Source organism: Parabacteroides leei, assembly GCF_023369805.1.
Lineage (GTDB): Bacteria > Bacteroidota > Bacteroidia > Bacteroidales > Tannerellaceae > Parabacteroides > Parabacteroides leei.
On record NZ_JAMBQG010000005.1, the window covers coordinates 164194 to 177439 of the forward strand.

9 protein-coding genes are annotated in these 13246 nt (G+C 44.1%); 8 read left to right on the forward strand and 1 reads right to left on the reverse strand.

Annotated features, from left to right (window positions below; genetic code table 11):
* The first annotated feature begins 28 nt into the window (after window positions 1–28).
* Both M1P97_RS09730 and M1P97_RS09735 read left to right on the forward strand, forming a co-directional pair.
* A complete protein-coding gene (locus tag M1P97_RS09730) occupies window positions 29–1972 on the forward strand; it encodes a fumarate reductase/succinate dehydrogenase flavoprotein subunit (RefSeq protein ID WP_075559508.1) in 1944 nt (647 codons plus the stop codon).
* Window positions 1973–1999: 27 nt separating this feature from the next.
* Window positions 2000–2755, forward strand: a complete 756-nt coding sequence (locus tag M1P97_RS09735; protein ID WP_122362168.1) for a succinate dehydrogenase/fumarate reductase iron-sulfur subunit — start codon at window positions 2000–2002, stop codon at window positions 2753–2755.
* 389 nt (window positions 2756–3144) lie between these two features.
* On the opposite strand, the gene M1P97_RS09740 is transcribed toward M1P97_RS09735, so the two are convergent.
* Window positions 3145–3990: a helix-turn-helix domain-containing protein gene (locus M1P97_RS09740; protein WP_195370385.1), complete on the reverse strand. Its 846-nt coding sequence runs from the start codon at window positions 3988–3990 to the stop codon at window positions 3145–3147.
* Window positions 3991–4232: 242 nt separating this feature from the next.
* Here M1P97_RS09740 and M1P97_RS09745 point away from each other — a divergent pair, with 242 nt between their 5' ends.
* From M1P97_RS09745 to M1P97_RS09770, 6 genes are all read left to right on the forward strand, one after another.
* Window positions 4233–5447 (forward strand): radical SAM protein, encoded by a 1215-nt coding sequence (locus M1P97_RS09745; RefSeq protein ID WP_195370384.1) that lies wholly within the window; start codon window positions 4233–4235, stop codon window positions 5445–5447.
* A 169-nt stretch (window positions 5448–5616) separates the two neighbouring features.
* Window positions 5617–6201 carry a DUF417 family protein gene (locus M1P97_RS09750; RefSeq protein ID WP_075559504.1) on the forward strand — a complete coding sequence of 195 codons (585 nt, stop codon included), beginning with the start codon at window positions 5617–5619 and terminating at the stop codon, window positions 6199–6201.
* A gap of 796 nt (window positions 6202–6997) precedes the next feature.
* Window positions 6998–7726: a LiaF transmembrane domain-containing protein gene (locus M1P97_RS09755; protein WP_195370383.1), complete on the forward strand. Its 729-nt coding sequence runs from the start codon at window positions 6998–7000 to the stop codon at window positions 7724–7726.
* A gap of 2 nt (window positions 7727–7728) precedes the next feature.
* On the forward strand, window positions 7729–8526 hold the full coding sequence (locus tag M1P97_RS09760; RefSeq protein ID WP_195370382.1) for a LytR/AlgR family response regulator transcription factor: 798 nt from the start codon (window positions 7729–7731) through the stop codon (window positions 8524–8526).
* Window positions 8527–8973: 447 nt separating this feature from the next.
* Window positions 8974–11178 (forward strand): alpha-galactosidase, encoded by a 2205-nt coding sequence (locus M1P97_RS09765; RefSeq protein ID WP_195370381.1) that lies wholly within the window; start codon window positions 8974–8976, stop codon window positions 11176–11178.
* Between the two features lie 56 nt (window positions 11179–11234).
* Window positions 11235–13232, forward strand: coding sequence for an alpha-galactosidase (locus M1P97_RS09770; protein ID WP_195370380.1), 1998 nt, complete (start codon window positions 11235–11237; stop codon window positions 13230–13232).
* Window positions 13233–13246 lie beyond the last annotated feature (14 nt).

Here is a 13246-nt window from a genome sequence, read left to right on the forward strand (position 1 = left end):
AAGGTGTAACAATTGAAAATAAATCATTATGACTCAGATAGATTCTAAAATCCCTCAGGGCCCGTTGGCTGAGAAGTGGAAAAATTATAAAGATCATCAGAAACTGGTGAATCCCGCAAACAAACGTCGCCTGGACGTAATTGTAGTTGGTACTGGTCTGGCCGGTGCTTCTGCTGCTGCCTCTCTGGCAGAAATGGGATTCAATGTGTTGAATTTCTGTATCCAGGATTCTCCCCGTCGTGCACACTCTATCGCTGCACAGGGTGGTATCAATGCTGCAAAGAATTATCAGAATGATGGAGACTCTGTTTACCGTCTGTTCTACGATACAATTAAAGGTGGTGACTACCGTGCCCGCGAAGCAAACGTTTATCGTCTGGCTGAAGTGTCAAACTCTATTATCGACCAGTGCGTGGCACAGGGTGTTCCTTTCGCTCGCGAATACGGTGGTCTGTTGGATAACCGTTCATTCGGTGGTGCTCAGGTATCCCGTACGTTCTATGCCCGCGGTCAGACCGGACAGCAGTTGTTATTGGGTGCTTACTCTGCTTTGAGCCGTATGATCGGTTTGAACAAAGTAAAGATGTACACTCGTCACGAAATGCTGGACGTTGTTAAGGTGGATGGCCGTGCTCGCGGTATCATTGCACGTAACCTGATCACCGGTAAGATCGAACGTTTCTCCGCTCATGCCGTAGTTGTTGCAACAGGTGGTTATGTAAATACATTCTTCCTGTCTACCAACGCAATGGCTTCCAACGGTTCTGCTGCATGGCAGTGCTACAAGAAAGGTGCTTACTTCGCTAACCCTTGTATGGTGCAGATCCACCCGACTTGTGTACCGGTGAAAGGTGACTATCAGTCTAAGTTGACTTTGATGTCAGAATCATTGCGTAACGACGGTCGTATCTGGGTTCCGAAGAAACTGGAAGATGCAAAAGCATTGCAGGCCGGAACCAAGAAAGGTAAAGATATTCCTGAAGCAGACCGCGACTACTATCTGGAACGCCGTTATCCGGCATTCGGTAACCTGGTTCCGCGTGACGTGGCTTCACGTGCTGCTAAAGAACGTTGCGACGCCGGCTTCGGTGTGAACAACACAGGTTTGGCCGTATTCCTCGATTTCTCCGACGCTATCAACCGTCTGGGTAAGGATGTTGTGAAAGCAAAATATGGTAACTTGTTCGACATGTACGAAGAAATTACCAACGACGATCCATATGAAACTCCGATGATGATTTATCCTGCATTGCACTACTCGATGGGTGGTCTGTGGGTTGACTATGAATTGATGACTTCTATTCCGGGTCTGTTCGCTATCGGTGAAGCTAACTTCTCTGACCATGGAGCTAACCGTCTGGGTGCTTCTGCGTTGATGCAGGGATTGGCCGATGGCTACTTTGTATTGCCTTATACAATCCAGAACTATCTGTCAGACCAGATCCAGGTTCCGCGTTTCAGCACCGACCTGCCTGAGTTTGCAGAAGCTGAAAAGGGTATCAAAGACCGTATCAAGAAATTGATGAGTATCAAGGGTAAAGAGTCGGTAGATTCTATCCATAAGAAACTGGGTCATATCATGTGGGAACACGTAGGTATGGCACGTGATGCAAAAGGTTTGCAGGAAGCGATCCAGATGTTGAAAGACCTGAAGAAAGAGTTCTGGAGTAATGTATATATCCCGGGTGAAGCCGATAATCTGAACGTAGAGTTGGATAAAGCATTGCGTTTGGCTGACTTTATTGAGATTGGTACATTGATGGCACACGATGCGTTGGATCGTGCCGAATCTTGTGGAGGACACTTCCGTACAGAGCACCAGACCGAGGAAGGCGAAGCCCTGCGTCATGACGATAAGTTCATGTACGTATCTTGTTGGGAATACCAGGGTGAAGACAAAGACCCGGTTATGCTGAAGGAAGATTTGAACTATCAGTTCGTTGTTCCTCAAACACGTAACTACAAGAAGTAATAATCATCAATCACAAAAATTAGAATCATGGATAAAGATATAAAAGTAACACTTAAAGTTTGGCGTCAGAAAAGTCCGAAAGATAAAGGACAATTTGAGACTTACCAAATAGACAAAATCAATCAGAGTGTTTCTTTCCTGGAAATGTTGGACATTTTGAATGAACGTTTGGTCAGTGAAGGTAAAGAGCCGATCGTATTCGACCACGACTGTCGTGAAGGTATCTGCGGTATGTGTTCTTTGTATGTAAACGGACATCCGCACGGACCTGCAACTGGCGCAACTACTTGCCAGCTTTATATGCGTCGTTTCAATGATGGCGAAACTATTACGATCGAACCGTGGCGTTCTGCCGGTTTTCCGGTAATCCGCGACTTGATGGTAGACCGTTATGCTTACGATAAAATCATCCAGGCTGGTGGTTTCGTATCAGTAAACACAGGTGGTGTACCTGATGCCAATTCAATCGCTATCCCTCGTGCAGATGCTGAAATGGCTATGGATGCTGCTGCATGTATCGGTTGCGGTGCTTGTGCTGCTGCTTGTAAGAACGGTTCGGCTATGCTGTTCGTTTCTGCAAAGGTTAGCCAGTTGGCTCTGTTGCCTCAGGGTAAGGTAGAAGCTGCTCGTCGTGCGAAAGCAATGGTTGCCAAGATGGACGAACTGGGCTTCGGCAACTGTACCAACACGCGTGCTTGCGAAATGGAATGTCCGAAGAATATCTCTGTCAGCAACATCGCTCGTTTGAACCGCGAATTCATTGCTGCTAAGTTGCAAGACTAATATACATTATATATATGTATTGCTTGAGAGGCGTTGCTTTATGTAGCGCCTCTTTTTTTATGCCCTGTTTTTTATTGTTTTGTAATAGTGGCCAATGCCAATTTTTTCCCTCTGGAGAGGGGACAGGAGGTGTGTTATTTCACAAACGAATGCCTCATTTTAACATTTCGAAATCTAATAATAAATATCTTGAATCTTGTTAGCCTTTCTTATGTGCTATACAACACTAATTAGCATTTTAACTATTGCTACTTCTGGAAAGATCCGTACATTTGTACTGTGGTTTTTTCATAATAGTATTAGATTTAAGGTTAACAAAGTTTGGTTAGGGCTTGTCGTGAGACAGGCTTTAATTGTTTATAGAGGTTTGCATCCGGCATATCCCTTTTTTAGCTTTCTCTGTATTCCTGAGGAGTCATTCCCACGTGTTGTCTGAAATATTTATTGAAGAACGACAGGTTGTCGAATCCTAGGGCAAATGCGATCTTCTTAACCGGCATATCGGTCGATTTTAGCTGTGCTTTTGCATCCATGATAATGATATTGCTCAGGATATCCAACGCCGTCCGACCGCTGACTTTCTTTATCACATAGCAGAAATGTTGCAAGGTAATGTTAAGCCTTTTGGCATAATAAGAAACGCTATGCTCTTTCGTGTAGTTTTCCATTGCCAGCTGTACGAACTCACGGCATATCTCCATGTTGCGTGTCATCGGAGCATTGCTGTAAGGCGTATGATTTTTGTACAACTCGATAACTCCCTGCATGAAGATCGTGAAAACAGACCTTATAATCTCTTTATTATCAATAGTCTTAGGCATAGAATAAGCCTTGATCAATAGAGAAAAAGCTTCCTGGTATAATACGGATACCTGTTCGGGCAACGGCATGACCGGACAGTCGAAGATAACAGGCAGATAGTTTGTAATCGTCTTGATATAGTTAATATGACTCACAAAAGTAGAAGAGAATCCGGCAAAGCAAAGTTTGACATCATCGGATACTTCATGTATCTGGATGAAACATCCCGGGGGAAGTGTTATGAAGTCGTTTGGCTTGATTAGGAATTCGGTCAGGTTGACCGTGGCCCGTACGGTTCCTTGTACGCAAAGCACGAAAATGCCGGCTTTGATCTTGCAGGGAAAGCGACCGTACTGATTTAATATTTCACCCGTAATACTGTCTCCGACAATAAAATCCAGAGGAATGTCGAATTTAGGAATGTTGTCTTCCATGTTGTTATCTCCACTATATTTTGAACGTACAAATATAAGACTATTTAGACTCGTTAGTCGATATTCTTAAAAATAGAACATTGAATCCCACAAATGGAGATTGTTTTGCGCTATATAATAGTTGAAATTTGCGAATGTTTTCAGGTCTGGCCGATAGTTCTAATTGGAATGTATATATTTGTCTATCTGCTAAATAAGAAATGGGAGCTAATACTAATAGAGAAATCTAATCAATAATAGCAATGAGTACGAAACGAACAAAGAGCTCTTTCAGGGCGATGAGCACAAACAGAAAATTAGAATCTATCTTCCTGTTTGTCACAGGACGGTGTAATGCCAAATGTAAAATGTGTTTCTATGCCGAGGACATGGATAAGAAGGAAAAAGACCTGACCTTTGACGAAATAAAGAGGATATCGGAAACGGCCGGACAATTCAATCGCTTATGGGTATCGGGGGGGGAACCTACCCTGCGTGAAGAACTACCCGAGATCATTGAAATGTTCTACAAGAATAACGAGATAAAAGACGTGAACATTCCTACCAACGGATTGAAACCCGAACGGATTATTGCCTGGGTAAAACAAATCCGCCGGAATTGTCCGGAACTGAATATTAACCTGAGCCTCTCTATGGACGGCTTTGGTGATACGCACGATATACAACGTGGCGTTCCCGGTAACTTCTACAAAGCGATGGGAACCTTGAAGATGATTGAAGAGAACTTTGCCGACGACGGCAGGGTATTGAAGAATCTAGCCACCGTAATTACAAAATATAACCTGGAAGAGGTACAGGATCTGATGCTTTGGGTGTTAGGTCGATTCCATCTTTCCAACCATATCATCGAAGCTGCCCGCGGAATGACACGCGATGACGGAGTGAAAGTGCTTACCGAGCCTACCTTGCGTGCTTTGCAGGACCAGGTGGCACCTATATATAATGTATATGGCGAACGGATGGCGGAAGAAACCGGCGGTTTCAGGAAGCCTATCGCCCGTTTCTTCTATCTGGGCTTTATTCGTACATTATATAATGTACGTGCAACCAATATCGATCATCCGACACCCTGGGGCATGGACTGTACGGCGGGGGAAACAACGTTGGTTATCGACTACGACGGTCGTTTCCGTGCCTGCGAGCTTCGTGAACCGCTCGGCAATGTGAAGGATTACGATTGTAATATCAGTAAGATCATGCAGAGTGATGCCATGAAGCAGGAGATTGCTGCTATCGGTCACGGCGATACGGCCAACTGCTGGTGTACGCATGGCTGTTGGATCACTTCTTCACTGGTTTTCAATCCACGTAAGATGATTACCCAGGTATATAAAGGATACCGCGAAATGAAGAAGCTGAACCGCCCGCTGAATATCAGCGAAGACTTGTTGCAAAGCATCGAACGGAAGTATGCTCTGGACGAACAGAAACTGGTAGAACTGGGCATCCGCAATTAAAAATAATTCGTTGTAATAAGGCCGGTTAGCGAGGAAATATGCCTCTGTTAACCGGCTTTGTTGCGTATTAGGGAATAATTGTCAAATTATCCGGTAGAATTGCCATTTCCCATAGGGTAGAAATGTCGGACCTTTGCATCATAAGTTAAACTGATAAACAAAGAAAGACATGACTACTAAACTAAAAGATTTATTCGACACGTTTCTGAACCTGGCAGCTTCTTCACAGAAGCTGGGTATTAACCTGATCCGCATAGCTATCCTGATCATCTTCGTATGGATCGGCGGTTTGAAGTTCTGGAATTATGAAGCAGAAGGGATTGTCCCTTTCGTGGCAAACAGCCCGTTTATGAGCTTCTTCTATACTAAAAGCGCACCGGAATATAAAGAATATAAACTGAAAGAAGGTGAATTCAACGAAGCTAAACATCAGTGGCATGTAGAAAACAATACGTATGGTTTCTCTCACGGGCTGGGTATTATGATCATGGCGATCGGTATCTTAACCTTCCTGGGTATCTTTTCTCCTAAAATTGGACTGGTAGGCTCCTTGTTGGCCATTATAATGACAATCGGTACCTTGTCGTTTCTCGTCACTACGCCGGAGGTATGGGTTCCGGACCTGGGAAGTGGCGAACACGGTTTCCCGCTGCTTACGGGAGCAGGCCGTTTGGTGATCAAAGACACGGCGATTATTGCGGGAGCGATCGTTGTATTATCCGACTGTGCGCAACGCATATTAAAGAAGAAATAGGAACAAAAAGTGTTTATTTTAACACTTCGGAAGCAAAAAATAAACATATTGAAGCTTGTTAGCTTTTCTTATATGACACGAAACATGATTTAGCATAAAACTCCTTGACAAATTTGGATTAAGCTGTATATTTGCATCGTGGTTTTTTCATAATAGTATTAGATTTAAGGTTAACAAAGTTGGTTAGGGCTTGTCGTGAGACAGGCTTTAATTGTTTATAGGGGTTGCATTCTTCGCGTCCCTCCTGCTTTTTCTCCAAAAGCTATAGTATATTTTCATGGAAGTGCTTACTCTTACTTGCTGAGATGCCGGTCTCACCCCTTTTCACACCCCCATCTCGACGATGCTCACATCCGGGTGTCGGGATCATTGAGACCCGGGTGGCAAAACATATTTATTACTATATTGTTGATTTTTAGCCATATATCTGCTCAAAAAAGGTTATAGCCTTTTCTGTTTTTAAATGGATGATGATAGATGTATGATAGTTGAATGATAGTTGAAAACAGCAACTATCATAATCTAATATATTGATAATATGGTGAATAAGTCGAAGAATGATAGTATGATAGTTGATATTGCATTTTCTTATTTGTATACTGGTCGCTTTCTGTTCCCTTTTGTGTTTGTTATCTGCCGGTATAAATAGAAAGTTTGCGGCAAAGAGTAAATAATATCCTTTTTTATCGGTAATTATCGGCAGTTCACCGATATTTGCCTGTAATAGAGCGTATCTCTCTTGTTCGGGAGATGTCTGATACCTACTTTTGTCCCAAACACTTAAACAATATAGATTATGGCTTTTAGAAAAAACATCTTTTGGGCAATCCCGTTTATCGTAGTCGGGATTGTATGGCTGTTGAAGAATATGGGTATGATAGCAACCGATATCTTTGATATTATAGTATCCTGGCAGATGCTGGTTATGTATGTCGGAGTTTTTTCCTTTTTCTCCCGCCAGTATGTCGGAGGGTTGATCACCTTTTTATTCGGATTCTATTTTCTGATGCCGGAACTGGATTGGATGGATGGCAGTGGTATGACTATTTGGCCGCTGCTCCTGGTGTTGGCCGGTATCGTGATCCTCTTTTCGCCACGAAAGAAAAACAATGCTTATGGGAGAAATAGAGGGGAGGCGACGGGGAACGGGGCAGACGCTGGCACAAAAAGTGAATTTGTCAATATAGACGGTTATGTGGAATCGGATAATACGTTTAGCTCCGTGGAGCAGATCATTCTGGAACCGGTTTTCAAAGGGGCACGGATCAAGGTTTTGTTCGGAGGAACCGTTCTGGATCTGCGACGAACAAAGCTGGAAGGTCCGCGAACCTATATTGACATCGACTGTACGTTTGCCGGGGTGGAAATATATGTGCCCAATGACTGGCGACTTCATTTTAATGTCCGTCCGCTGATGGGAGGAATTGAAGATAAACGCTTCAATGCTTCTGTAGATATGGATAAAGAACATGTGTTAGTAGTACGTGGAAATACAACTTTCGGCGGAATTGAATTCAAAAGTTGATTATGCAGACGCATCCGTTTATAAACTCTGTCTTTTATAGGATTGCCGGTATCACGTTGGCGTTGATAGCTTGTGGCATAGGAGCCTTGTTGTTGTATTACTACGAACATACGGGGTGGCTTGTTGCCTGGCTGGACAGTCTGGTCTCGGTAGGGTTATTCTCTGTTTCCGGTTTTCTGCTTTGGTATGTTACCGGAGTATTGCGCCCGATACAGGCCCAGATCGCATTGACCATCGGTGTCTTGGCGATTTCTACTATAGGAGGGTATATGGTGGGGACATTGATTTGCCCCGATCGGATGGAATGGTTTGCCTCCACGATCCCTTTTCGTTTTCTGTTTGGTCTGTTAGTATGGATCATTCTGGCTCAGTGGTATTTTATTCGCTGGAAAGAGATTCGGAAAGAGGACCCGTCCGAGGATTCTTCTGTTTCTCTTGAGACAGAAACGTCATTGCCACCTGAAGAAACTTTGCTGGATCGTATCTCTGTGAAAGACGGCACACGTATCCATCTGATCCAGTTGGATGAGTTGCTCTATATCCAGGCAAGCGGCGATTATGTGACGCTGTTCACTTCGACAGGTCAATATGTCAAGGAACAAACAATGAAATATTTTGAGACGCATTTGCCGGAAAACTCTTTCATTCGTATTCACCGTTCCTGTATCGTGAACAGCGATCAGATCATCCGTGTGGAATTGTTCGGCAAAGACAGTTACCAGGTACGTCTGAAGACAGGTGTCTGCTTGCGTGCCAGCCTGACCGGATACAGGTTGCTTAAAGAGCGGCTTTCTTTATAAAATGCCTCGCTTTAACTGTTAAAATTAGCAGTTTTTGTCTGTATTGTATAAAGATTTGTGTTCGGAAACAATTTTTAGCTACAAAGCTCGTAAGGCTTAACATATATTGTCTGTAAAAGACTTGACAAACCCTTGTTCAGGGCTTATCTTTGCATTGTGGTTTTTTCATAATAGTATTAGATTTAAGGTTAACAAAATTGGTTAGGGGTTGTCGTGAGACAGCCTTTAATGTTTTATAGGGGTTTGCATTTATGGATGCAAACCTTTTTTGTTTTTTACCCTTGTTATAAATGCGTCAAAAAATGACGTAAATGTTGCAATCTTATTAGTCTTCTATGAATTAAGTGCATAAATACAAATAATTGGCGAATCCGTACTTTTCCAGCTTCTGTTTATTGGCTTAGTTTGCACCATCAACCTTGAATAAGTAAAATAAAACTGATAGACATGAAAGCACTATTGTTAACTGTAGCCCTCTTATTGGGGTGTATGAATGTATCTTCCCAGGAGAAAGATGCGGATATCATATCCGTCTCTACGAACGACTTAAATATGGTCTTTTCTATCTCTCCGGATAAAAAGGTAGTATATAACTATTTTGGAGATAAGTTCCAGCATGTTTCCCCTTTCCTTACTAAGAAGTATAAAGAACAGCCGGATAATGGTATCGGTTATGCTCCGGCAATCTATCCTGCTTACGGAGGTCGTCTTTTCCTGAATCCGGCACTGAAGCTGACACATACTGACGGTGTTCAGACTACCGAATTAATATATGCAGATCATTCGGTAAAGAATGTCGATGCTAACAGAGTCGAAACAGTGATCCGGCTGAAAGATCCTTTGTATCCGGTTTTTGTCAATCTGAACTTCGTTGCTTACCAGAAAGAGAATGTGATCTGCCAGTCTGTTTCGATCTCCCATCAGGAAAATAGCCGTCTGGCAGTCGAAAATGTATCTTCCGCTTATCTCCCTTTACATGCAGATTCCTATTATCTGACGCATTTTCATGGTGCATGGGCTTCCGAAATGCAGTTGGTGGAGGAACAACTGACTTCCGGTGTCAAACGGATAGAGTCTAAGAAAGGGGTACGGACTACACAGTCTGAAAACTCTTCTTTCCTGCTTTCTCTGAACGGACCGGCTTATGAAGATATGGGTGAAGTCTATGGCGGTTCCCTTGCTTGGTCGGGAAACTATCTGAATTCTTTTGAAATAGATGAATGCGGCATGCTGCATATACTGACCGGCATGAATAATTTTGCCTCTACTTATAACCTGGAACCGGGTAAAGTCTTGCAGACTCCGGAGATGGTATGGACCTACAGCTCTGCCGGTAAAGGACAGGTCTCCAGAAATCTGCATGACTGGTCGCGTAACTATGCACTGGCTCATGGCGATCAGGAATTGCCGATCGTGCTGAACAGTTGGGAAGGTGCCTATTTTGATTTCACAGAGAAGACGATCACAGATATGATCGATGATGCTGCCGGGTTCGGTGTCGAGATGTTCGTATTAGACGATGGCTGGTTTGCCAATAAGTATCCGCGTAACTCGGATAAAGTCGGTCTGGGTGACTGGCAGGTGAATAAGAAGAAACTGCCGCGTGGTATCGACTACCTGGCGAAATACGCTGTAAATAAAGGTCTGAAATTCGGTATCTGGATTGAACCGGAAATGGTAAGCCCGAAGAGCGAATTGGCGGAAAAGCATCCGGAATGGATCGTGAAGAGCGGCAAGCGGGATATTATCCCGATGCGTAACCAATGGTTGCTCGACCTGAGCAATCCGGCTGTACAGGACTTTGTGGTACAGACTTTCGACGATGTGATTGCCCTATCTCCTCATATTTCCTATATTAAATGGGACGCAAACCGTCATGTCGATAACTTCGGTTCCGACTATTTGTCGAAAGAAAATCAGACCCACTTCTGGATCGAGTATACAAAAGGACTGTACAGTGCTTATGAGCGGATTCGTGAAAAACATCCGGATGTTATGATCCAGTTGTGTTCTTCCGGTGGCGGTCGTCTCGACTTCGGTGCTTTGAAATATCATGATGAGTTCTGGGCTAGCGATAATACCAACTCGCTTGATCGTATATTCATCCAATACAGTACGAATCTTTTCTTTCCGGCAAAGGCAACTGCTTCGCATGTGTCGACCACTCCGAACCATCAGACAGGTATGATGGCTCCGCTAAAGTTCCGCTTCGATGTCGCCATGACAGGCCGTTTGGGTATGGAGTTGCAGCCGAAGGATCTGACCGGCGATGAATTGCCTTTTGCAGAACAGGCTATCAGGAACTATAAACGTATCCGTCCGATCGTACAGCTGGGCGACCTCTATCGTCTCAAATCTCCTTACGACGGAAACGGATGGGCTTCGCATATGTATATATCGAAAGATAAAAAGGAATCGGTATTTTTTGCTTATAGCCTGAAATACCACGGACGTACGACATTCTTTGAGACCAAACTGAAAGGACTGGATCCGGCTAAAATGTATAAGATTACTGAATTGAACAAAGCCGGAGACAGTACCTTTTATGGAGACGGCCAGGTCTTCCCCGGCGATTATCTGATGAATGCCGGCATCAGCCTGAAGATCGGGAATACGTATGAAAGTACTGTCCTATTGATTACAGAGCAATGATATTGTCCGGAATAAAGCCGGACCACATTTGAAAACACACATTTAATTATCAATACATGAAACTCATCAATTTAAATCTGCTATTATTGCTCGCCCTGCTTGTGTCCTGTGGTGAACCATCCGTCTCTTCGGGGAAATGGACGGTCAGCTACGATCAGGCGCAGAAAGGCCATCGTATCGAGAAAGAGAATCAGCTTCTTTCCGATGGAGTCTACGCCTCATATAAACTGGGCGACAGATTGGTCACTACTCGTGACTACAAGAATAGCCGGTCGAAAGCAACCGCTATCAGCGACGCTTTCGGCGAGGGGTCATTATTGCAGGTCACCTATACCGACAGTAACCTGCCTACATTGGTACAATCTTTCTACATCTATCCGGAGAAAGATTATCTGTTGACGGAATTCACTCTTCAGGGAGGGGATGCCGATGTCGAATCGAATTATATGGCTCCGGTCAACGTCGACCGTATGCCTGCTTTGCTTGCCGAAGGGGATAACCGTGCGTTGTTCCAACCTTTCGATAACGATTGCTGGATCCGTTACCAGTCTCATCCGCTGACTTTCGATAAGTTACGCAGTTATGAGGTGGCAACCGTATTTAATAACCATGACCGTAAAGGTCTTGTGATCGGTTCGGTGGAACATTCCGACTGGAAAACCGGTATCGATATGACTCAGGGTGACCGTAATAATATCGGTTCGCTGGTCTGCTTCGGAGGTGTAGCCGATACGTTGACACGTGATTCGAAAGCACATGGTGCACTGAAAGGTAAAGAAGTAAAATCCCCGAAAGTATTTGTCGGCTTCTTTAACGACTGGCGTGCCGGACTGGAAGAATACGGAAAAGCAAATGCGGTGGTGGCTCCTGTAAAGAAATGGCCGGGTGCCGTTACTTTCGGCTGGAACAGTTGGGGGGCACTTCAGTTTAATCTGACTTACCAGAAGGCGTTGGAAGTATCCGACTTCTTCAAGAATAATTTGCAGAACAATCATTTTGTAAATACGGACGGCAATGTGACGATCGGTCTCGATTCCGGCTGGAACAGCTTTAGAGATGAGGAACTGAAAGATTTCGTAGATCATTGTGCGGCAAACGGACAGATTGCCGGTGTGTACTGGACGCCTTTTACCGATTGGGGTAAACATCCGGAACGGACCATCGAGGATGCTCCTGATTATAAGTATAAAGATGTCTATCTGTATGCAAACGGTCAGCCTCAGGAACTGGACGGCGCTTATGCGATCGACCCGACTCATCCGGCCATCGAGGAGATGATGAAGAAGACTTCTGACTTGTTCCACCGTTGCGGTTTCAAATATGTGAAGATGGACTTTATGACGCATGGAGCCATGGAAGCCGACAAATGGTATAATCCGGAAATCCGGACAGGTATCCAGGCTTACAACTACGGTATGCAGTTATTGAATAAATATTTCGGTGACATGTACATCAATTTGTCGATTTCTCCTGTATTCCCTGCCCATTACGCGAATTCACGTCGTATCGCCTGCGATGCATGGAATAAGATCAAGGATACTGAGTATACACTGAATGCCCTTTCTTACGGTTGGTGGCAGGATGAAGTGTATCAGTATAATGATGCCGACCATCTGGTGCTGCGTGAAGCGACCGAAGGTGAGAACCGTGCCCGTATGACTTCCGGTGCCATTACCGGTTTGTATATCGTTGGGGATGATTTCAGTAAAGGCGGAAAACAAATAGATAAAGATCGTGCTATGAAATTCATGACCAATCCGGAGGTAAATGCTGTCGCTAAAGGCATTTCGTTTACTCCGGTGGAAGGAAACGGAGAGCGTTCTGAAAATCAATTTATTCATCATGATGCAGACGGAACGTCTTATTTCGCTATCTTTAATTATTCGGAAGAGGAGATGAACACCACAATTTCACTTGAACGTCTCGGTCTGGAACCAACCGTTACTTACCGGGTGAAAGAGCTTTGGAGCGGAGATGAACAACCTGTTAAGGAAACATTAAAGGTGACGATCCCTGCCAAGGATGCGTTGCTTTATAAGATTGGATACAACTAAATGTTCTTAAATTT

Coding starts and splice junctions, on each gene's coding strand:
- M1P97_RS09740 (WP_195370385.1), bottom strand. CDS start 3,990: ATGGAAGACAACATTCCTAAATTCGACATTCCTCTGGATTTTATTGTC.
- M1P97_RS09765 (WP_195370381.1), top strand. CDS start 8,974: ATGAAAGCACTATTGTTAACTGTAGCCCTCTTATTGGGGTGTATGAAT.
- M1P97_RS09730 (WP_075559508.1), top strand. CDS start 29: ATGACTCAGATAGATTCTAAAATCCCTCAGGGCCCGTTGGCTGAGAAG.
- M1P97_RS09735 (WP_122362168.1), top strand. CDS start 2,000: ATGGATAAAGATATAAAAGTAACACTTAAAGTTTGGCGTCAGAAAAGT.
- M1P97_RS09745 (WP_195370384.1), top strand. CDS start 4,233: ATGAGTACGAAACGAACAAAGAGCTCTTTCAGGGCGATGAGCACAAAC.
- M1P97_RS09760 (WP_195370382.1), top strand. CDS start 7,729: ATGCAGACGCATCCGTTTATAAACTCTGTCTTTTATAGGATTGCCGGT.
- M1P97_RS09750 (WP_075559504.1), top strand. CDS start 5,617: ATGACTACTAAACTAAAAGATTTATTCGACACGTTTCTGAACCTGGCA.
- M1P97_RS09755 (WP_195370383.1), top strand. CDS start 6,998: ATGGCTTTTAGAAAAAACATCTTTTGGGCAATCCCGTTTATCGTAGTC.
- M1P97_RS09770 (WP_195370380.1), top strand. CDS start 11,235: ATGAAACTCATCAATTTAAATCTGCTATTATTGCTCGCCCTGCTTGTG.